Consider the following 20,238-nt stretch of genomic DNA (forward strand, 5'->3'; position numbering starts at 1 on the left):
GGCGCGTTCGGAAGGCCGCAAGGCGAGAAGTCGTCCCTCAGGGCTCGATCTGTCGGAGTCCTTGCTGCCGTCGCGGTGGCCCTCTCCTTCGGGGCCGGCCTCGTTCGATTTCATGACGGTCTCGTCCGGCGTGATTCGCGCGTCGAGGCGATCGATTGGCTCGCACAACGGGTCCAGCCGGGCGACCAGGTGCTGGTTCTGCGGGAGCTCGCTATTCTCCCGTCAGAGATCCGGCGCCTGCCGGTGGAGACCAGAGTCCTGCCCTGCAGGAGCCTCAAGAGGCTCGCCAGCTCCGCCCGGTCCGCGTATCTCGTCATCGGCGTGCCCCAGCAAGACGCTCCTGCCGGCGGTGCAATGGGTGCGAGCTGTGACGCGCTCTTCACTTCGGCGAGCGAAGTCGCCTCTTTCGGCTCCGTTCCGACGTCGCCGAACCCTACCTTCTGGCGCACCAATCGGGAGGCTCTCCGCATCCTGAAGATCACCGACCCGGCTACGTTGAGCCCCTCTCCTGAACCACCTTCCGTTCAGCGTCCCTTCTAGTCTTCCAGCTTCCGCAAGGCTGTCGACTTCAGCCGCCAGCAAGCCAATCCAAGGCCCACCGCTCACCCACCAGTCCCAGGAGTCGGGTTACATGCAGGGATGGCACCCGTCGAAGTCCGCAGTGGCGAGCGTCGGCAGGACGCCGGCGACATGGCCAGCTCCTGCGACAAGGCGGTCGTAAGACAGGAGCGCGATCGATGCAAAATTTTGGGCATGCAGCCTCTGGGAGCGCTCTGCCGAAGTCTGGGCGGTGAGGCGGCGGATGTACCATCAGCTTGGCAAGCATCAACGCATCACGGGTTGACATCATGATGCGAAGTCGTTACATTCGCTCCATGAGAACCACCATCAACCTTCCGGAGTCGGCTCTCGAGTTGGCGAAACGCAAGGCCGCCGAGGAGGATGCCTCGTTGGGAGAGGTGATTGCCGAGGCGATCTACTCGACCTACCTGGCTCGCCCCGCCTCCCATGGCGAGGCAGTGGTCGGCATCGGTCGCGACCTGCCGGTGTCGGAACTCGGGGGCGGGCTTCTGCCTGGCGTGCGGCTGGAGAACAACGCCGAGCTCGAAGACGTGATGAACGGTCTGCGGTGATCCTCCCCGACGTCAACGTACTCGTCGGCGCCTATCGCAGCGACGCCGAGCGGCATGACGAGTATCGGGAGTGGCTCTTCGCCGAGACTCGTTCCGGCGCCGCATTCGGAATCTCGGAGCCCGTCCTCGTGGGATTTCTGAGAGTCGTTACCCACCCGCGTGTCTTCGCACGACCGTCGCCGCTCGTCGCGGCGATGCAGTTCGCGGACGCGCTGCTCGCGCTGCCCGGCTGCCGCCTCCTGCGCGCCGGCCCGCGGTACTGGGAGATCCTGCGCCAGACCTGCGCCCACGCGGACGCCCGCGGCAATCTCGTTTCAGATGCCGCTCACGCGGCGCTGGCGCTCGAGCACGACTGTGTCTGGATCACCGCCGATCGAGACTTCGCGCGTTTTCCCGGACTGCGCTGGCGCCATCCTCTCGACGATCGGGCGACGCGCGAGAATCCTCGCTAGCTCGCCGGCTCTGCGAGCAGCTCTTCGATGCGGCGCTCGAGCTCGGCTTCGGTCATCCGGGTGGGGGTGTAGAGACGGACGCGGCCGGAGCGGTCCACGAGGACGAGCGTCGGGGTGGCAGAGGCGCCGTAACGCACCATGGCCGCCTCGCTGATCGGCACCGGAATCGAGGCAAAGCCGGGGTAGGACTCGGCCAGCACCTCGGCGATGCGCGCGGTCTCGCCCGCGGGCGTCGCCTCCTGGTCGTCCTTGCCGGTGCCGTAGAGCCGCGTCGGCGCGAGCACCGCGAGGCCGCGCGGGCCGTAGTTCGCTGCCAGGCGGGCGATCGCCGGGGCCTGCGCCTTGCAGTCGCCGCACCAGTGCGCCCAGAAGAAGAGGAGCACGGGTCGACCGCGCAGATCGGCGAGCGCCGGCGGGGTCGGGCCGACGTGAGCTGCCGGCAGGAGCTCCGGTGCCGGGCTCCCTTCGAGTGCGATGAGGTTGATGTTCTTCGAGATCCGCGAGCGCAGGGCGGTGTCGCGAGCCCGCCCGAGCTCCTGTTCGAAGAAGCGCAGCGCGCTGCCGCGACCCTCGCGCTCCAGGAGGACCCGGCCTTCCACCTCGATCGCCGCGCCGAGGGCGTTGCCGGTGGCCGCCGTCTCGGCGGGGATTCGCAGCCGGACTTCGTGAACATAGGCGAGGGCCTGGTCGTCCCGGCCGAGGAGCAGGGCACCACGAGCGAGCCAGGCGAGTCCGTCGAGGTACTCGCCGTCCTCGCCGTTCGTCCGCTTCCAATCCTCGAGTGCAGCCTCGCCGCTCGCGAGGTCGCCGGCCGAGAGCTTGAGCCGGATCGTGCGGGTGAGCTCGCCGGCGCAGAGCGCGCTGCCGGCAAAGTGGAGGAGCAGCAGCATTCCCGCGGCGCGAACGCCGAGTTTCAGCAACGGGCTGCGGCGGCCGCGGCGGAAGAGATCCGAGTCAGCTTGGCGCATCCGGCGGCAGGCTGCACAGGCCATGCCGCGCGCGCTCGCACCGCCCCGCCTGACCGGGTGGTGCCCGGGGTCGCGGCCGGCAGTACCTTGAGAGCATGGCCGCTCGCCCTCCGCGCCCCTCGCGCCCTCAGCGCCTTCCGATCGCTCCGCTGCTCCCGCTGGCGCAGGTCGACCCGCTGGCCCCACTGGATCCAATGGCCGCGCTGGCTGCGGTGTTCCGGCCGGCGGCTTCCGGCGCGGCACCGGCGGGAACGAACGGCGGGCGCAAGGCGGCGGCGGAGTGGCGGCGTTTCTACGCCCATCCGTCGGTGCGGCGCCGCCACCAGGAGTATCTCGGCGGACGTAGCCTCGAGACGTCACCGACGGCCTATCTGACTTCGCCCTCTCCGACGCCCGATCCCCCGGCGCGCTTTCGTCCGGTGACCGACCTGCCGGTGATGCTCTCGAGCGAGCTCGAGGTTGCGCGCTCGCTCTGGGACAAGAACTCCCTCCTCGTCCACCTCGACATCGAGCACGTGCACTTCGACGCGCCCTGGGAGCCGCTGATCTATCCCAAGCGCAGCCTCTTCGTGCAGAGGGACGTCGTCGCCGCGATCTCCGCCCTGCTCGCCGAATTCGGGATCGAGGCGCTCCACCTGCTCACCGGGCGCGGCCATCACTTCGTCTGGAAGATCGGGCGGCGTTCGGCGGCGTTCGCGGCTCTGGTGCGTCTCGCAACGCTCAGCGAGGCTCAGAGAACCGCCTATGGCACGCGACGGCCTTTCGCCGGAAAGGCCGTTGGCGCGCCCGCGGGCGCGGCATGGAACGGCCTCGGCAAGGTGATGGAGTACCTCGGCCATCGCATCCTCGCGGCGAGTGGCCCGTCTCCGGTGCCGGTGCAATTCACCGCGGTCGTGGTCGGCCCCGGTGCGCACGGCCGCGAGATCGTCGCCATCGACCTTTCGGAGTACGCCGATCCGCTGCACAAGCGGGCGGTTCGCATGCCGTTCACCGCCTATCTCAAGGCGGAGCGGCGCGGCTGGATTCCGCCCCCACCGGCGGCGCTGCCCCGACTCGTCGCCATTCCCGATTCGGGGGACGAGGACGAGGGCATCCGGATCATGCGCGATCCCGATCTCGCGGCGGCGTTCGCGCGACGCACCCACACGACGATTCCCGATGCGTCGCTCGCCATGGCGGGCCTGATCGCGGCTTACGAGAGCAGTGAGCTGGCGGACTTCCATCGCCGGTTCTATGCCCAGGAGCCCGACCCTCCGGAGCTCTGGACGAACACCTACGACCGGATCGACCTCGGCGCCCTGCCCGCCTGCGTCGCTCGCATCCTCGGGCATCCGAACGACCTGCTCCTGCAGCCGGGCGGGATTCAGCTCGTGGTGCGGACCCTGCTCGCGCAGGGCTGGCATCCGCGGCACATCGCCGGCCTCATCCGGTCGAAGTACGAACGCCCCTTCGGCTGGCTGGCGGACTTCCATTTTCATGATGCGGCGATGCGGGCCGAGATCTACACCCGGTTCTTTGCCGGGCTGATCGCGGTCGGCAACGACCAGATGGTCGACTTCAACTGCACCTCGACGCAGGAGAAGCTCCTCTGCCCAGGAACCGGCTGCCCGTGGAACCTGGAGGCTCTGCGGACCGCCGCGCAGAGCGGTGGTGGACACGCCTGAGATGGCCGGGATGGCCGAAACGGCCGAGAGGCCGGTGCTCGCCGCGGCGGCCGGAGAGCTCGCGATCGGATTCTCGACCGGTTCGTTCTGGCGGACCCGCCTGATCGACTGTCTGGAGCCGATTCGCAAGGCCGGCTTCGGCCAGATCGAGGTCTCGTCGTCGCCCACGCATCTCGACTACCACGATCCGGCGGCTTGCCTCGCCGCAGCGGCGAGGATCCGCGCGCTGGGGCTCGAAGTGCACTCCTTCCAGGCTCCGTTCGCCGACCGGATCGACATCTCGGCCCTCGACGCCCGCGTGCGGGACGCCGCCGTCGACGAGATCTCCCGCGCCGCCGAGGCGGCGGCCACGATCGGGGCGCGCTTCTTCGTCCTGCATCCCGGACCCGAGACGACCGGCGTGCCGCGCGAGCAGCGCCTCGACCGCATGGACTGCGCCGTCGAAGCGCTCGATCGCATCGCCTGGCGCGCCGGTGAGCTCGGGGTGCGGCTGGTGCTCGAGAACATGCTGCCGCATCTGTTCGCCGGCCATGTACGCGACCTTCTCTGGTTGCTCGGCGCTCTCGCCTCGAGCAACGTCGGCATCTGCCTCGACACAGGCCACGCCTACCTCTCCGGCGACCTGAGCCATGTCGCCCACAAGCTCTCCGGGCATCTCTGGATGGTGCACGCGAGCGACAACCACGGCGAGTGCGACGACCATCTCGCGCCGGGGGAAGGCGGCATCGCCTGGCCCGAGCTGCTGCGCCAGCTCACCGCGGAGCACTTTTCGGGCGCTTTCGTTCTGGAGCTCGCGCCGGAGGACGACACGGCTCGATTGCTGCGCCGGGCGCGCGTGTCGGCCGATCTGCTGCGCCGCCTGCATCGCGAGCGTGCCGCCGCCTGAAGGCGATAGCCGCAATCGCCTATCGCCAAGTGACGATCCTCTCCGCGCGTGGCAAAAGCCGCCCTTCCGGGTAAGACTCCGTCCACGCCGCGAGCCCGAGGGGCAGAGCGGGAGTTACCCGGGAATGGGCTTTGAGGTGCTTCGATTCAGTGGCCCGGCGATCGCTTCAGGGGGTCTCGTACGAGCCCCACTTCGGATCGATCTGATCGAGCAGGCGCTGCGCCACTTTCTCCGGGACCTGCTCCTTGCAGATACCGCGCAGGCCCAACCAGCCGGCGTCGCACTCGAGGACCTGCCAAGCTCCGTTCTGCTTGCGCAGCACCGCCTGGCCGGCCTCTTTCTCGTGCATCCAGGTGACCAGGGCGTAGCCGGAGTCGACCCCCACCTGGGCGACCTCGAGGTCGAGAGGTTTGGCCCCGGGGGTGCGGTCGACGAATTCGTGGAGCGCCTGGCGGATCGCCGGCCCCTCCACGTCGACGCTCATCGGCGCGGCGTCGACCGCCGGCGGCGGCGCCTTGCAGCCCGCGAGGCCGAGCGCCAGAAGAGTCATGCATCCACCCAGCGTGACGAAGGATCGCAATACGACGTTCGACAGAGTTCTCATCCTCCACCCCCGGAAGGGCGTTCCGGTCCGGAGAGTCACTCGCGGAGGGCGCCCTCTGTGGCAACTCTGCACCTCCGGGGCGTCGGCGCGCGATACCCGCAAAGGGGGCGGGCGCACCCACCCGGGCTAGTGGGGAAGGGGCGACGGCCGCGGTTGTGCCAGCGCGGCGCGAAGCTCGGCGATGCGGTCGGCGGCGCGCGGCCGGCTGCCGCTCGCCAGATGCCGGGGGTTGATCTCCTGCGAGCGCTCGAAAGCGGCGAGCGCTTCCGGCAGGCGGCCGGCCCGCGAGTGGATCAGGCCGAGGTTGTAGAACAGCACATCGTTGTCCGGTGCCGCTTCTGCAGCGAGGCGGAATTCCCGTGCCGACCTTTCCGGATCCCGGAGCTCGGCGGTGAGGCCGCGCATGTAGTGGAACTCGCCGATGAGATTTCTCGTCAGGTAGTCCTTGGGAACCCGCGGATCGCTCTCGCCCGCGAGCTCGTCGGCGTCGGCGATGGCGGCGATGTCGGAGCCAGCGGCGAACTCGTTCGGGCGATCTCCGGGTGCGCCGCGCCGCGCGACGCGGAAGAGAAGCCCTTCGGGGAGGATCTCGAGCGGGGGCAGGTTCCAGTTGGGATGGTGGGTAAAGTAGAGCCGGCTCCGGTCGGGGTCGAAGCGCAGCGGTGGACGCGGCGTCTCGTCGGCCCCCTGGACTCCCTGGGCGACGAGGTCGACGTCGGGCCGCAGCCCCACGACGTGGCGCAGGTAGAGCAGCACGAACAGGATGTTGTCGTCGCTCGCCACCAGATGCGCGCCGGGGGGGAGCTGCGCGAGGAGCCTCCGGCTGTAGTCCTCGGCGATGCGGTAGCGGCTGCGGTCGAAGGCGTTCCAACCGGTGATGAGGCCGAGCGCCGGCAGGGCGAGGAGCAGCCAGGCGAGCCGCCGCGGGAGCCGCGCGGCCAGCGCCTGGGCGCCGAAGCCGGCGAGGAGTGCCCCGCAGAGGTAGGCCGGGATGTAGTACCGGTGCCAGATGAAGAGATCGCTCCTCGAGCCGTGCAGTCCCATAGCGACGAGATTGCCGAGAATGCAGAGCAGGAGGATCGCGGGCGCGAAGCGTCGCCGGCCACTCGCGAGCAGAACGAGGGTGCCGAGCAGTGCGAGGAAGGCGCCGCCGGCAGTGAGCTCGGCGCCGAAGCTCGCCACGAAGTCGCTGGCGATCGCAGCCCAGTCGCGGGCGCTCTCGAGCCAGCGCCTCTCCCAGAAGCCGCGCCGGGTGACGACGGCGAGAAGGCGGTCGAGCGTCTCGGGGTCCCCCCAGTCGAGCGCCGGGTCGCTGCGCGAACGCCACGGCAGAAAGAGGTAAGGGAGGAGGCCGGCCGAGAAGGCGGCCGCAGCGACGCCGAGCTCGCGCCAGCGCAGCAGGAGGCGCGGCTCGACGAGGCTCGCGGCGCCGGCGAAGGCGGCGGCTGCGACCAGCATGAAGGTGTGGTTGGTGGCTCCGAGGCCGCAGAGGAAGGCGACTGCAGCCAGCCGGCGCGGCGTCCGGTCACCCTCCCAGGCGAACGCCGCGAGGAGCGCCGCCACAAGACAGAGCGCGCCGAGGGCGTAGACCCGCTGGATGTTGGCCTCGCCCCAGAAGCTCGGCGCGACGGCGAGGAGGCCGGCGACGAAGAGAGCGACCGGTCGTTCCATTCCCAGGCGACGCGCCAGCCTGAACAGCAGTCCCAGAGTCGCCGCCGCGCACGCGGCAGAGAAGAGGCTCATGCGGAACGCGATCGAGCCCGCGGGCAGCAACATCGTCCAGAGCTTGCCCAGGAGAACGTAGAGCGGATAGGCGCTGGGGTGAGGGATGCCGAGGACGTACACCGCCGTCGTGAGCTCGCCGCTGTCGCCGACGTAGATCGTCCTGCAGGCTCCGGTGGCGTAAATTGCAAATCCGAGACAGGCGAGCGCGACACCGATCCAGCGGTCCACCCTGGCCGCCGCTGCCGTCGTCGCCGGAGCTCCTTCCGTCGGCTTCACGGCCCTCCCTGCAGCTGCTTCAGGTTCTGCTGGAAGAGCGCGTTGTCGGGCTCGAGAGCGAGGCAGCGCTCGAGCGCGCGGATGGCGCGCGGCCGGTCCCCGGCGAGGTAGGCGACGTTCGATTCGTACTGACAGACGATGGCCAGGCGGGGCGCAACGGCACCGGCCTCGGCCAGCTGCGCGAGCGCCTCGGGATAGGCGCCGCGCCGGGCGGCCGTCGCCGCCGCTTCGGCGAGCGCCAGGGCCCGGGCCTCGGCCGCGTTCGCGGCCACGAACTCACCGGAGCTCCCGGTCAGTCGCAGCAGTGCCTGTCGGGCCGGTTCGTAGCCCGGCTGGTAGCGCAGCGCCAGCCGGTAGCTCGTGACCGCCTCGCTGGCGCGCCCGAGCCGTTCGAGGGCCAGTCCCTGGTTGTAGTGCCCCTCGGGGTTGAGCGGCTCGAGCTTCAGGGCCACGGCGAGCTGGACGAGCGCCTCTTCGTAGCGCCCGAGCGCGCCCAGGGCCCCGGCGAGACTCGTCCGCAGGGAGGAATCTTCGGGATCGCGCTCGACCAGCGCCTGGTACATCCGCGCCGAGCGCTCGAACTGCTTCTCTTCGAAGGCGATGGCGGCGAGGTTGCGGTCGCTTTCGGGGGAGCTGCCCCCCGCGAGGTAGCCGAGACTCTGCAGGTGCTCGACGAGCGCCTCGTCCACCTTGCCGTCCCGGGACGGCGCGGCGCCGGTCTCGCCGCCGCCCTTCTGGCCGGCGTTCCCGCCACTGTTCTCGCGCCTGTTTTCGTAGGTCGCTATGCGATCGAGCTGCGGGAGATCGCGGAAGGCCGCCTGCAGGACCTTGCCGGGCATGTCCGCCGCCGGCGCGAGGCCGCCCAGGGCGAGCACCGTCGGCGCGATGTCGAGGAGCGTCGCACCGTCGAGCCGCGTTCCGGGCCGCACGCCGGCGCCGTAGAAGAAGAGCACGCCCTCCTCGTCGTGGAACTTCTCGGAGACGCGCCGCATGTCGCGCAAGCGGCTCGGATCGTCGGGCAGCGTGCCGAGCTCGAAGCCGTGGTCGGAGAGCACGACGAGTGTCGTTCCTGAGTCGAGTACGGCCAGGAAGTCGCCCAGAATCCGGTCGGCATACTCGTACACCGCCTCGACGGCGCGGCCATAACGGCGCTGCTGGAGGGCCAACTCACCGGCCAGCCCCTGGGCACGGAAGAGGTGACCGAAGAGGTGGGACGTCGAATCGGTGCCCTCGAAGTAGGTGAGCATGAGGTGAGGGCGTTCGCTCCGCCAGAGCTCGAGGCCGAGGTCGCGATAGGTGCGCATGGTCGCGAGCACCCAGCGGAAGTGCTGCAGATCGTCCCCGAGTGAGAACGGACGGGCGATCTCCTCCGCCGTCACATCGACGAACGGCGCCAGCTCGGCCGCGCCGATCTGCTGCGGGCGGACGAGTCGGGGCGCCAGCCGGCTTTCGAGCTCGGGAGGCCAGGTCGCGCCCGGACCGCTCTGCTGCTCGAAACCCTGCGCGAAGAGGAAGTGCCAGGCGAGATGGTCGCTGGCGATGAATCCGTTGACCTTCTCCGGCGGCCAGGTCGCCCACCACCCGAGAGTGCCGACACGCTTGCCGGCGTCGGAGAAGAGGTTCCAGAGAGCCTTGACGCGCCGCATCTCGCTCGTCACCGGAGCCGTGCGCTCGCTGCCGGCCTCGTGCACGACGAAGTGGCCGATGCCGTGCTGGTCCGGGGTCTTGCCCGTGGCGATCGTCGTCCAGAGGATGGGCGAGAGCATCGGCTGGAAGCTCTTGAGCCGCCCGTAGGCGCCGCCCCGGCGCAGCTTCGCGAAGTTTGGGAGCTTGCCCTCCGCGAGCATCAGGTCGACCGTGTCGGGGTCGAGTCCGTCGAAGCCGAGGACGAGCACCCGGCGCTCGCTCGGAGCACACGACGAGAGGGCGAGGGCGGCCAGGAGCGCCGGCGCGACGAGCGCGCCGACGACTCGGCGCCGGAAGCGAACCGCAAGGGAGAGGCAGGGAACGGGGCGCATCGAGTGGCCAGGATGCTAGCAGGAGGTCGCGCCCTGGTTTCCATTTCCGCGGCGCAATGGGAGGATCTGCTGCCATGGACGAGTCCGCGGGTCCGTCCCTGGTTCGCGCAGCGGGGTCCGTCTGGAATCGAGTCGTCTGGGACGAGGACCGGATGAGGCTCGACGGACAGGTCTTTCGCCTCGAAGAGGTGGGGACGCCACCGGCGGTGGCGCCGGAGGAGCTGCGCTTCTTCAAGAATCGAGCCTTCGTCGAGAGCCTGATGGGCTTCTTCCGGCTGCGCCCGGAGTTCCAGCCGCAGCGCATCCTGGAGATGGGGATCTGGGAGGGTGGCAGCGTCGCGTTCTGGAACCAGGTCTTCCGTCCTCTGCGCCACGTCGCCTTCGACCTCGCTCAGCGTGAGGACAGCCCGGAGTTCAGGACCTGGGCATCACGGCGCGCCGAGCCCGGCTCGGTCGAGACGATCTGGGGAGTCGACCAGTCCGACCGCAGCGTCGTTCTCGACCTTGCCCGCGGCAAGCTCCGGGGAGCACCCGACCTCATCATCGACGACGCGGCCCATATTCTCGAGTGCCTGCAGCCTGCCTTCGAAACCCTCTTCCCGCTCCTGCGCCCGGGGGGGATCTACCTGATCGAGGACTGGTCCTGGGCGCATCGCGCCGGAGCGCAGGATGACGATCACTTCTGGCGCCCTTACGGAGATCCGACGAGGCTGATCTTCGAACTCGTCGAAGCGGTGGCGACGAGCGGCGACATTGTCGCATCGGTCCATCTCGACCCGGACTGGGTCGCCATCGAGCGCGGACCGCGTCGCATCGACGATCCCCTCCGTTTCCGGGTCAACGAACATATTGTCCGCCGGGAGACTCGCCGGTAGTGCGCGTCCGCCCGCACCCTCGCGGTCCCCGCGCGGTCCGGTTGCGGAGTCTCCGCCTCAAGCCGACTTCGCAGTCGGCGTCTTCGCGGTCGATCTGCCGGCCGCATAGAGGAATCCGAGCACCGCGAGTATGACGGCGAGCGTCAGCAGCTCGCCAGACAGGCCTCCGACCTTCGGGTCCGCGCTCTTGGGGATCCACTTGAGCGCCGCCGCGGCGGCGATCGCGATCCCGGCGAGGCCCTCGCCCGCGACCAGACCCGAGGCGGCGAGGATTCCCGGATCGCTCTCGTTGGCACTCTTTTCGCCCGGCGCGGCGGCCTTCTTTTCGAACCGCTTGCGCACCAGGCCGCCGACGTAGAGACAGGCCATCGAGGAAAGCGGCAGGTAGACCCCGATCGCGAAGGCGAGGCCCGAGACGCCACAGAGCATCGCCGAGATGGAAACACCGGCTCCGGTCGCCACGAGATCCCAGGGCAGGTTGCCCGACAACACCCCTTCGATGATCGTCTTCATGAGCGTCGCCTGCGGCGCCGCGAGCTCCTTGCCGCCGAACGTGTAGGTGTTGCCGAGCAGCAGCACCGTACCGGCGACCGCCCAGCAGGCCACAGAAGCGCCGATGAGCTGGCCGAGCTGTTGCTTGGCCGGCGTCGCGCCGACGAGATACCCGGTCTTCAGGTCCTGTGCGATGTCGCCGGCCTTGGACGCGGCGATGGCGACGATCGTTCCCACGGTGAGCACTGCGGCGCGGGCGCCGCCGTCCACCCAGCCGGCGGCAGCGAAGGCCGAGGCGACGCCGAGCAGCGTCACGAGGGCAATGCCGGAGGTCGGTTGCGATGAGACTCCGACGATGCCGACGATGCGCGCTGCGACGGCGACGAAGAGCACGCCGAAGAGCCCGACGCCCGCTGCGCAGACGGCGCGCTGGGTGAGGTCCATGCCGCCGGCGAAGATGCCGGGGACGAGCCACGAGACGGTGACGACGGTGGCGATGCCGCCGAAGACGAAGCCGCCCGGGAGATCCCGGTCGGTGGTCGCGGCCGCGAGCCGGCTCTCCGCGGAGATCGCAGTGCCAGCGGTCGCCGCCTTCTTCTTCAGGCCCTTGGCGACCGCGGCGAAAGACGCGACCATGGTCGGGAAATTGCGCGCCACCGTGAGGATGCCGGCGGTCGCCACCGCGCCGGCGCCGATGTAGCGCACATAGCGCGACCAGATGTCCCCGACCCCCATGTCGGTGACCAGGCGGACCGTCTCGGGATAGAGCGGCGCTCCCAGGTGCGCGCCCATCCAGGCGATGAGCGGAATGAGGACGAGCGACGAGACGATCGAGCCCGCGACGCAGACCGCAGCCTGGCGGTAGCCGAGGATGAAACCGACGGCGAAGAGCGCCGGCGAGAGCTCGAGCGCGAGTTGCGCCTTCGGCAGGACCGGCAGCAGGTAGGAGATTTCCGACGGAAAGAGAAAGGCGACCGAGATCAGGATCTTCACCGCCGCGCCGACCGCCATGCCGCGGAAGATCCAGACGCCGGCACTCGTCCCGCTCTCCGACGCCCGCAGCACTTCGGCGCAGGCTCGGCCCTCGGGGTAGGGGAGCTCGTCGTGGGCATCGACGATCAGCAGGCGACGCAGCGGGATCATCGCCGAGATACCGAGCAGGCCGCCCAGGAAGCAGAGCGCCACCACCTGCATGTAGGGCGGCACCATTCCCCAGAGGAAGAGCGCCGGGATGGTGAAGATCGTGCCGGTGGCGAGCGCGGTCGAAGCCGAGCCGATGGTCTGGGCGAGATTCACTTCGAGAATCGTCGAGCGCAGCTTGAGCGCGCGGAAGACGACGACCGCCATCACCGCAGCCGGAATCGAGGCCGAAACGGTCATGCCGACTCTCAGGCCCAGGTAGGCGTTGGCGGCGCCGAAGAGCACGCCGAGGACGACTCCGGCCGCGACGGCCTTGAAGGTGAACTCGGCGACGCTCTCGGAGCGCAGGGCGAGGGGGTCGCGTGTCATGTCGATCTCCGCTAGAAGACCTGGATACTACATGAGCGAAATCGCCCGCGGCGCGATAGTTTGCAGCGATGTCCTTCGGGGTTTCGAGCGCCAGTTGGCGGGAGGTTCGCCGCTTGACCGTGCTGGCCACGCCGGTGGCCCTGACCCAGCTCTCGTCGATGCTGCTCTGGACGATCGATCTGCTGATGGTCGGGCGAATCGACGTCCTCTCGCTCAATGCCGTCTCGCTCGGCCGCATCTGGGTGATGGGGACCTCGATCTGCGCCATCGGACTGATCTTCGGGATCGACGCGATCGCGTCCCAGGCGCATGGGGCGCGCGATCGCGAGCGGCTCGGGGACGTCCTGCTCCACGCCGGGGTGCTGGCGCTCGGCATCAGCCTGCCACTCGGCGCCCTCTGGCTCGGCACGGAGCGCCTGCTGCTGCTTCTCGGCCAGGATGCGGCGACGGTCGCCCTCGCGCATCGTTACGTCGTGGTGCAGATCCCCGCCCTGCCGTTCTTTCTTCTCTTCGTGGCGCTCAAACAGTACCTGCAGGCGCGCGGCATCGTGCGGCCGGCGATGTGGGTGAGCTTCGCCGCCTGCGGATTCAATACGTTTCTCAACTGGCTGCTGATCTTCGGCCATTGGGGGGTGCCGAAGATGGGGGCGGTCGGCGCCGGCGTCGCGACGGCCGTCACCGAGGCGATGATGCTGCTGGCGCTGCTGTTCTTGATCCGCCGATTCCGTCTGCAGCGCGGGGCCGCCACGGTGCTGGACCTCACGCGGCTGCGGGTGAAGGGGCTGTCGGAGATCGCGCGCCTCGGGCTGCCGGTCGCGGTGATGCTGGCGCTCGAGTACTGGGCCTTCGCGATCTCCTCGATGTGGGCCGGCTGGCTGGGCCCGACCGAGCTCGCGGCGCACTCGATCGCGCTCAACCTGGCCTCGATCACCTACATGGTGCCGCTGGGAATCAGTCTAGGCGCCGCGACCCGGGTCGGGAACCTGATCGGTGCCGGCGAACCGCGGGCCGCACAACGCGCGGCGTGGGTCGCCTTCGTTCTGGGAGGGGGGGTGATGTCGCTCTTCGCGCTGCTGTTCGTCGGCGGACGCAACATCATCCCCACCTGGTTCACACTCGACGTTTCGGTCGTCGCCCTGGTGGCGACGCTCCTGCCGATTGCCGCCGCCTTCGAGCTCTTCGACGGCCTGCAGGTGGTCGGGAGCGGCGTTCTGCGCGGCATGGGCAGGACGCGCCCGGCAGCACTCTTCAATCTGTTCGGCTACTACGCACTTGGGCTTCCACTCGCCGCCTGGCTCGGGCGTCCCGAGCGGCTGGGGTTGGTCGGCATCTGGTGGGGACTGGCTCTCGGCCTCGCCGTGGTCGCCGGCCTGTCGGTCGCCTGGGTGGCCTGGCGCGGGCCGGCTCGGACCCCCGCTCTGCTCTAGGCCAGGTGCTCCCCGGCGGGGCGGCCCAGCAGGAGGAGCAGGGTTTCCTCGCGGAGCCCGGCGTCCTCCCGATGGCGCCCCCGGGCCGCCATGGTCTTCATCACTGGCTGCTGCTTGCGAACGCCGCGCATCTTCATGCACATGTGCTCGGCCTCGACGACGACCAGGGCGCCCACGGGGGCGAGGTGCTCCATCAGCGCGTCCGCGATCTGCGCCGTCATCCGTTCCTGAAGCTGCGGCCGGCGGGCGAAGACCTCGACCGTGCGGGCGAGCTTCGAGAGACCGACGACACGGCGCTGAGAAGGCAGGTAGGCGATGTGCGCCCGGCCGAATACGGGGAGGAGGTGGTGCTCGCAGAAGCTCGTGAACTCGATGTCGGCCAGCGTCACGAGATCCTCGGACTCCTGTTCGAAGGTCCTCGATAGGTGGACGCCGGCCTCCTCTCCCAGTCCCGCAAAGAGCTCCTGCCAGGAGCGCGCGACCCGGGCCGGAGTGTCCATAAGTCCTTCGCGCGCCGGATCCTCGCCGATGGCGAGCAGCATTTCGCGCACGGCCCTCTCCATCCGGGGGCGATCGAAGCCGTGCGGCGCCGGGGAGAGGTTGTGCGGCAGGAGCGACAGCTTCGGATGCGTGACCATGATTCGACTTCCTCCGCTCTCATTACGCGGCAGAAGGCGTGGCCAGATGAACTTCCGGTGAGACGGCGCCTGCGGCGAGCCCGGAACGGAAAAAGGGCCGGCGAACGCTCGCCGGCCCCCAGCTTTCGGACTGCCTCCGCCTTCAGGGCGGAATCAGAAGCTGTACTTCGCCCCGAACCGGTAGGTGCGCGGCGAGTTCGTCGAGCGCCCCTCCTCGAAGGTGCTGCCCGCCCGATCCTGCACGAGGGTGAATCGCGCCTGATTCGTGACGTTGAAGATGTCGAGGAAGATTCCGAAGCGGCCATCCGCGTCGCCGACGTTCATGAACCACTCGGCCCGCAGGTCGAGCTCGCTCTTGTCCTCGAGGCGTCGCGAACCGCGCGGCTCACCGTGGAAGCGCACGGTGCCCTGGTTGAAGTCGTAGCAGTCGCCATCGACGACCAGGCAGGTCGAACGCAGGTTGTAGGTGTCGCCGGTGTTGAAGGTGTAGTTGCCCGAGAACAGCAGATTCAGCTTCGGGATGGCGTAGGAGCCCTGCAGCTTGACGGCGTGGGTCGGATCGTTGGTGAGCTTGCCTTCGGCGAAGACCAGCGAGTTCGGCGTGTCGAGGAAGCTGCTGGCATTGTCGCCGCCGTACTGACCGCTGGCGCTCAGGTTGTCGATGTTGCCCGTCGCTTCCGAGTAGACGTAGGAGAGCAGCATCTGCCAGTTGTCGCGCAGCCGCCGGTTGAGGACGAACATGTAGCCTTCGTACTTGCGGTGGAGGTCCGGGACATTCCGGTAGACGAGAACGTCGTCTTCCGGGTTCAGATAGTCGTAGACCGTCGCGGGTCTCCCGGTCTCCTCGACGATCCCGTTGATGGGCACGAAGATGCCATCCCGACTGACGGTCTCGATGAAGTCCTTCTTCTCGCGGTGGATGTACGTGAAGGAGGCCGTGATGCCGCCCCCCAGCTCGCGGTCGATACCGAGGGTGTACTGGTCCATGTAGGGTTGATCGAGGTCCTCCTCGATGACCACGACGCCAGGGGTCACCTGGCCCAGGTCCTCGATGTAGCCGCTCGGATAGATGTTGCGGTATTCGAGCGGCGTGTAGGCGCCCTCCCTCGCGTAGTAGAACTCGGTGGCGACGAACTTCTCGAAGAAGCGGCCGTAGTGCCCCTTCAGGACGGTCTTGCCGTCCCGGGTCATGTCCCAGGCGAAGCCGAGCCGGGGCGCGACGGCGGTGTTGTCGAAGATGTTGCCTTCGCCGGGAACCGAACCGTGGTTGAACTCGGCGCGGACGCCGACGTTCACCGTGAAGGTCGGCGTGATCCGCCAGCTGTCCTGCGCGAAGAGCGACTGGCGCTCGACGGTGCCCTTCAGGTCGTAGCTGTAGTTGTAATAGCCCTGGGTGTAGGGGACGTAGTCGTACTCTTCCGTGCCCGGGTCGTCGTAGTAGCCGTAGTTGTCGTAGAACCAGACACCGGTCGGCGCGCCATAGCGGCTGCGCACCGTCGAGCGCTCGAGCTCCATGCCGAACTTGAAGTCGTGATCGCCCTTGATGAAGTCGTCGGCGAAGTGCGAGACCGACGCGACGATCTGGTTGCGCGTGCGATCGGCAAGGTAGAAGAAGTTGGAGTTGGTGTTGTAGAGGCCGGTCGCGCCGTCGTACCGTCCGGCGATGTCGTAGCCCTGGTTCGGATCGAGGTAGTAGTAGCCGTCGTAGCCGCCGTAGGAGACGTTGAGGATGGTGTTCTCCGAGAGGATCGAGCGCCAGGAGACGTTGCCGACGTACTCGGGGGCGTCCTCGGTCACGGTCGCCTCGAGCGGCGTCACGGAATCCGCGCCGCGGCCGATGATGTCGTAGCGGTCCCATTCGAGCCAGCCGTCGATGCTGTTCTGCTCGTTCAGCTGCCAGGAGAGCTTGCCGAAGAGGCGCGGCGATTCCTCGGTGCGGATCGGGCCGCCGTTGGAGCTCTCCTCCTTGAAGTACTGGGCGGAAACGAAGAACCAGAGCTTGTCCTGGATGAACGGACCGCCGATCTGCGCGGTGGTGTCGATGAACGACTCGTTGGTCGGGTTCAAGCCTTCGAACTCCTCGCCGCTGAAGCTGTCGGAGAGGCTCTTGTTCGAGTAGTAGGCGTCGACCAAACCCTTGTACTCGTTGCCGCCCGACTTGGTCACGCTGTTGAAGACCACGCCGGTGAAGCTGCCGTACTCTGCCGGCGCCCCGAGGCCGACCAGCTGGACCTCCTCGACGATGTTGTAGTTGACGAACGACCAGGCCGTGCCGCCCTCCGGGTCCGAAGTATCGACCCCGTCGAGCTGATAGGCGAGTCCGGATCCGGCGGAACCGAAGGCGACATCGTTGTTGATTCCGGGTGCGAGATTCAGGACGTCGGGCTGGAAGCGGCCGGTCGGCAGGTTCTGGAGATAGTCGCTGTCGAGGTTGGTGTTCGTGGCGGAGCTCGCGGTGTCGACCGTCGCGGCGTCAGCGGTCACCACGAGGGTCTCGCTGACGGTCGCGACGCCGAGCTTTACCGCGACGTCCTGGGTCGCTCCGGTCACCAGTGTCACGCCCTCGAGGCGGACGGTCTGGAAACCATCGAGGCTGACGGTCACGGAGTAGAGACCGGGCGCCACTTCGGGAAAGCGGAAGCGTCCGCTCTCTTCGGTGACCGAAGTGCGGGCGCCGCCGATCAGCGAAGGGCTCGAGACTTCGACGCTGGCGCCGGGCACCGCAGCGCCCGATTCGTCGGTCACCGTTCCGGTCAGCGCGGCCGTTGTCTTGCTCTGTGCCCATGCGCCCGACGCGAGGAGCGCCGCGCAGAGGGCCATTCCCAGTGTGCTCCGAAACCGACTTGTCATCTTTCCAGCCTCCTTGTTCGCCTTCGGAAGTCCGAAGAAGGTTCGCGGCATCGCGACCCTGGCTCGATGGGCGAGCGCAAGATCACTGCCATGTATCCGGTACGCGGTTCGTGGCGGGCACAATAGCGCCGAAGGCGAGAGCCGACAAGGGTTGCGGCGCCCAGTCTGGTGATTTCGTAGGATAAAGGGGATGCCCGCGCTGCGACGGCCCCATGGACGGACTCCGCCGATTTGGATCGGGCTCGGCCTGGCCGTGTGCCTCGCGGGCGCCTTCGCCACCCTCGGCTGCGGTGGCTCTGGCGGCGCCGGCGACTCGGACGCGGCTGTGTCCTCCCGCGGCCTCACGGTCGAGAAGACGCTTGGCCCCCTCCCGTCGGGTGTCCGGCCTGACCAGCTCAACGTCCTGCTGGTGACGCTCGACACCACGCGCGCCGACCGCATCGGCGTCTATGGACGACCGCTCGGCGCACCGGCGGCGGAGACTCCGGTGCTCGACCGGTTGGCGGCGACCGGTGCGAACTTCCTGCACGCGGCTTCGGTGACCCCGCTCACCCTTCCGGCGCATGCGACGCTCATGACCGGACTCCTGCCTGCCGCCCACGGAGTGCGCGACAACGGCGGCTACCGGCTCGCGGACGACCGCAAGACATTGGCCGAGGCCTTCTCCGCGGCCGGCTTCCGCACCGGCGGCTTCGTCTCGGCCTACGTGCTCGACCACAAGTGGGGCATCGCCCAGGGGTTCGAGCAGTATTTCGACGATTTCGACCTCGAGAAGATGAAGACCCTGAGCCTGGGGGAGATCCAGCGCCCCGGCGACGAGACGATCGCCCACGCCATGCAGTGGATCGATGGGTTGCAGGCGGGGCAGAACGGCGCCGCCGGACAGGGCGAACGCTTTTTCGCCTGGGTGCACCTCTACGATCCGCACACACCCTATACCCCGCCCGAACCGTGGAAGAGCCGCTACCCCGAGGCGCCCTACAACGCCGAGATCGCCTGGACGGACAGCCTGGTGGGCAGGCTCCTCGAATACCTGCAGGCGCGTGGTCTGCGCGACCGCACCATCGTCGCCGTCGTCGGCGATCACGGCGAGGGCCTGGGCGACCATGGCGAGCTCGACCACGGCTACTTCATCTATCGTTCGACGTCGTGGGTGCCTTTTCTGCTCGATGCCCCGTTCGCTGCCGCGAAAGGCCGGGTCGTGCCGACCCCGGTGGGCCATGCGGACGTCGCGCCGACGCTGCTCGAGCTCGCCGGAGTCGCGGGCGGCCTGGAGCCGGGACAGGGGAGGAGCCTCGTGCCGCTCCTCGCCGGCGAGGCCGACCCGGCAGGGTCGCCGCCGCGCGCCTACAGCGAGATCTTCCTGCCGCGCCTCCACTACGGCTGGTCGGAGCTGCGCTCCCTGCGGCGCGACCGCTGGCACTTCATCGAGGCGCCGCGCGCCGAGCTCTACGACGTCGAGGCCGATCCGCGCGAGGTGCGCAACCTGGCCGATGACGAGCGCCGCGTCGTCCGCGAGCTCCGGGCGGAGCTCGCGGCGCTCGATGCCACCGTCCAGCCCGCGGCCTCCGGCACGGCGCCCGTCGAAGAGGACGAGGAGACCATGCGGGCGCTGGCGGCGCTCGGCTATATCGGCGGCCAGGCGCTCGACACCGGCAAGTCGTTCCGGGACCTGCCCGACCCGAAGGACCGGCTCGACGTCTTCGCCAAGATGGGCCGGGCGCGCGGATTGGCGCGTGGCGAGGACTCGAAGAAGGCCATCTCCCTGCTCGAAGAGGTGCTGGCGGAGGACCCGGAGGTCGTCGACGCCTGGTTCACTCTCGCGAACGTGCACTATCGCGAGCGCAACTGGGCGAAGTCCGCCGAGTACTACCGCGAGACGCTCGCGCGCCGCCCCGATCACGACTGGGCGATGATCGGCCTCGCCGACACCTACGTCGCCCGCGGCGAGATCGACGCTGCGGTCGCCGGCTATCGCAAGTACCTGGAGGTCGATCCGAAGAACGCCCAGATTCTCTATCGGCTGGCCCAGGTCGAGCTCGACGCCGGCCGTGATGCAGACGCCGAGAAAGGCCTGCGGAAGACCCTCGAGGTCGAACCGCGGACGGCGCGCGCCGAGGTCGGTCTGGCGGTCGTCGCCTTTCGCCGGAAGGATCTGCCGGCGGCCCACGCGGCGCTCGATCGTGCCCAGCGAATCGACCCCCGAGCCAAGCACGCGCGCTACAACCGCGCCCTGATCTTCGAGGCGGAGGGCCGGCTCGCCGAGGCGGCCGCCGCTTATCGCCAGGAGATCTCCGATCATCCCGGGAGCTTCAAGGCGTTCTTCAATCTCGGCCGGCTGCTCGAAGCGATGGGGGACAGGGCCGGAGCGCTCGCGGCCCTGCAGAGCGCCGTCGCCATCAACGGCGAGTACGCGATGGGCCGCCTTTTTCTGGCGCGGGCGCTGCTCGCGACCGGGGATCTGGCCGGCGCCGAACGCGAGGCGCGCCGCGGGCTCGAGATCGACGCGCAAGGCCCGTTTGCGCCGCTGGGGCACTACGTCCTGGCGGATGCCTACGGCCGTCAGGGGCGCGCCGGCGATGCGGCAAGGGAAGCGCAGCTGGGCAAGGAGGCCGAGGCCCGCGCCGCGATTGTGGGCAACGCGCGGGCGAAGGTCGCGCCCGCCGATCCCGATTCCTAGATCCGGCGCTGCGAGTTTTCAGTCAACGGAGGTGAAGGGCG

14 protein-coding genes are annotated in these 20,238 nt (G+C 68.9%); 7 read left to right on the forward strand and 7 right to left on the reverse strand.

Annotation, left to right across the window (positions count from 1 at the left end; all coding sequences use genetic code 11):
- Positions 1-875 precede the first annotated feature (875 nt).
- Both KBI44_10725 and KBI44_10730 read left to right on the forward strand, forming a co-directional pair.
- A complete protein-coding gene (locus KBI44_10725) occupies positions 876-1,133 on the forward strand; it encodes a hypothetical protein (protein ID MBP9144947.1) in 258 nt (85 codons plus the stop codon).
- Positions 1,130-1,585, forward strand: a complete 456-nt coding sequence (locus KBI44_10730; GenBank protein ID MBP9144948.1) for a type II toxin-antitoxin system VapC family toxin — start codon at positions 1,130-1,132, stop codon at positions 1,583-1,585. Before KBI44_10725 ends, KBI44_10730 begins: the two co-directional genes overlap by 4 nt.
- Here the strand turns inward: KBI44_10730 and KBI44_10735 are convergent.
- A complete protein-coding gene (locus KBI44_10735; GenBank protein ID MBP9144949.1) occupies positions 1,582-2,553 on the reverse strand; it encodes a TlpA family protein disulfide reductase in 972 nt (323 codons plus the stop codon). The two genes, KBI44_10730 and KBI44_10735, sit on opposite strands and share 4 nt — an antisense overlap.
- A 194-nt stretch (positions 2,554-2,747) precedes the next feature.
- Here KBI44_10735 and KBI44_10740 point away from each other — a divergent pair, with 194 nt between their 5' ends.
- Together KBI44_10740 and KBI44_10745 are read left to right on the forward strand one after the other, a co-directional pair.
- Positions 2,748-4,217, forward strand: coding sequence for a hypothetical protein (locus KBI44_10740; GenBank protein MBP9144950.1), 1,470 nt, complete (start codon positions 2,748-2,750; stop codon positions 4,215-4,217).
- Positions 4,218-4,227: 10 nt separating this feature from the next.
- Positions 4,228-5,103 carry a sugar phosphate isomerase/epimerase gene (locus KBI44_10745; GenBank protein ID MBP9144951.1) on the forward strand — a complete coding sequence of 292 codons (876 nt, stop codon included), beginning with the start codon at positions 4,228-4,230 and terminating at the stop codon, positions 5,101-5,103.
- Positions 5,104-5,269: 166 nt separating this feature from the next.
- Here KBI44_10745 and KBI44_10750 read toward each other — a convergent pair whose 3' ends face one another.
- The 3 genes from KBI44_10750 to KBI44_10760 all read right to left on the reverse strand — a co-directional run bounded on the left by KBI44_10750 (position 5,270) and on the right by KBI44_10760 (position 9,726).
- Positions 5,270-5,653 (reverse strand): hypothetical protein, encoded by a 384-nt coding sequence (locus KBI44_10750; GenBank protein MBP9144952.1) that lies wholly within the window; start codon positions 5,651-5,653, stop codon positions 5,270-5,272.
- Between the two features lie 180 nt (positions 5,654-5,833).
- The gene (locus tag KBI44_10755; protein MBP9144953.1) at positions 5,834-7,708 is read right to left on the reverse strand and encodes a DUF2723 domain-containing protein; all 1,875 of its coding nucleotides are present in this window, start codon (positions 7,706-7,708) and stop codon (positions 5,834-5,836) included.
- Positions 7,705-9,726 (reverse strand): alkaline phosphatase family protein, encoded by a 2,022-nt coding sequence (locus KBI44_10760; protein MBP9144954.1) that lies wholly within the window; start codon positions 9,724-9,726, stop codon positions 7,705-7,707. Before KBI44_10760 ends, KBI44_10755 begins: the two co-directional genes overlap by 4 nt.
- A gap of 152 nt (positions 9,727-9,878) precedes the next feature.
- Here KBI44_10760 and KBI44_10765 point away from each other — a divergent pair, with 152 nt between their 5' ends.
- Positions 9,879-10,601 carry a hypothetical protein gene (locus KBI44_10765; GenBank protein ID MBP9144955.1) on the forward strand — a complete coding sequence of 241 codons (723 nt, stop codon included), beginning with the start codon at positions 9,879-9,881 and terminating at the stop codon, positions 10,599-10,601.
- Between the two features lie 57 nt (positions 10,602-10,658).
- On the opposite strand, the gene KBI44_10770 is transcribed toward KBI44_10765, so the two are convergent.
- Entirely contained in the window at positions 10,659-12,602 is a 1,944-nt protein-coding gene (locus tag KBI44_10770; GenBank protein ID MBP9144956.1) for an oligopeptide transporter, OPT family, read from the reverse strand.
- A gap of 113 nt (positions 12,603-12,715) precedes the next feature.
- On the opposite strand from KBI44_10770, the gene KBI44_10775 reads away from it, so the two are divergent.
- A complete protein-coding gene (locus KBI44_10775) occupies positions 12,716-14,029 on the forward strand; it encodes an MATE family efflux transporter (GenBank protein ID MBP9144957.1) in 1,314 nt (437 codons plus the stop codon).
- Here KBI44_10775 and folE read toward each other — a convergent pair.
- Both folE and KBI44_10785 read right to left on the reverse strand, forming a co-directional pair.
- On the reverse strand, positions 14,026-14,667 hold the full coding sequence (gene folE / locus KBI44_10780; protein ID MBP9144958.1) for a GTP cyclohydrolase I FolE: 642 nt from the start codon (positions 14,665-14,667) through the stop codon (positions 14,026-14,028). The two genes, KBI44_10775 and folE, sit on opposite strands and share 4 nt — an antisense overlap.
- 153 nt (positions 14,668-14,820) lie before the next feature.
- Complete coding sequence (locus KBI44_10785; GenBank protein MBP9144959.1) at positions 14,821-17,517, reverse strand: TonB-dependent receptor; 2,697 nt, start codon at positions 17,515-17,517, stop codon at positions 14,821-14,823.
- Between the two features lie 190 nt (positions 17,518-17,707).
- Here KBI44_10785 and KBI44_10790 point away from each other — a divergent pair, with 190 nt between their 5' ends.
- Positions 17,708-20,197: a sulfatase-like hydrolase/transferase gene (locus KBI44_10790; GenBank protein MBP9144960.1), complete on the forward strand. Its 2,490-nt coding sequence runs from the start codon at positions 17,708-17,710 to the stop codon at positions 20,195-20,197.
- The last annotated feature ends 41 nt before the right edge of the window (positions 20,198-20,238 follow it).

Source organism: Thermoanaerobaculia bacterium (assembly GCA_018057705.1).
Classification (GTDB): Bacteria; Acidobacteriota; Thermoanaerobaculia; order Multivoradales; family JAGPDF01; genus JAGPDF01.

What these genes read in the sequence shown, in the direction of transcription:
- KBI44_10725 (MBP9144947.1), top strand. Translation starts at nt 876, where the DNA reads ATGAGAACCACCATCAACCTTCCGGAGTCGGCTCTCGAGTTGGCGAAA.
- KBI44_10735 (MBP9144949.1), bottom strand. Translation starts at nt 2,553, where the DNA reads ATGCGCCAAGCTGACTCGGATCTCTTCCGCCGCGGCCGCCGCAGCCCG.
- KBI44_10740 (MBP9144950.1), top strand. Translation starts at nt 2,748, where the DNA reads ATGGCCGCGCTGGCTGCGGTGTTCCGGCCGGCGGCTTCCGGCGCGGCA.
- KBI44_10745 (MBP9144951.1), top strand. Translation starts at nt 4,228, where the DNA reads ATGGCCGAAACGGCCGAGAGGCCGGTGCTCGCCGCGGCGGCCGGAGAG.
- KBI44_10750 (MBP9144952.1), bottom strand. Translation starts at nt 5,653, where the DNA reads ATGACTCTTCTGGCGCTCGGCCTCGCGGGCTGCAAGGCGCCGCCGCCG.
- KBI44_10760 (MBP9144954.1), bottom strand. Translation starts at nt 9,726, where the DNA reads ATGCGCCCCGTTCCCTGCCTCTCCCTTGCGGTTCGCTTCCGGCGCCGA.
- KBI44_10765 (MBP9144955.1), top strand. Translation starts at nt 9,879, where the DNA reads ATGAGGCTCGACGGACAGGTCTTTCGCCTCGAAGAGGTGGGGACGCCA.
- KBI44_10770 (MBP9144956.1), bottom strand. Translation starts at nt 12,602, where the DNA reads ATGACACGCGACCCCCTCGCCCTGCGCTCCGAGAGCGTCGCCGAGTTC.
- folE (MBP9144958.1), bottom strand. Translation starts at nt 14,667, where the DNA reads ATGGTCACGCATCCGAAGCTGTCGCTCCTGCCGCACAACCTCTCCCCG.
- KBI44_10785 (MBP9144959.1), bottom strand. Translation starts at nt 17,517, where the DNA reads ATGACAAGTCGGTTTCGGAGCACACTGGGAATGGCCCTCTGCGCGGCG.
- KBI44_10790 (MBP9144960.1), top strand. Translation starts at nt 17,708, where the DNA reads ATGCCCGCGCTGCGACGGCCCCATGGACGGACTCCGCCGATTTGGATC.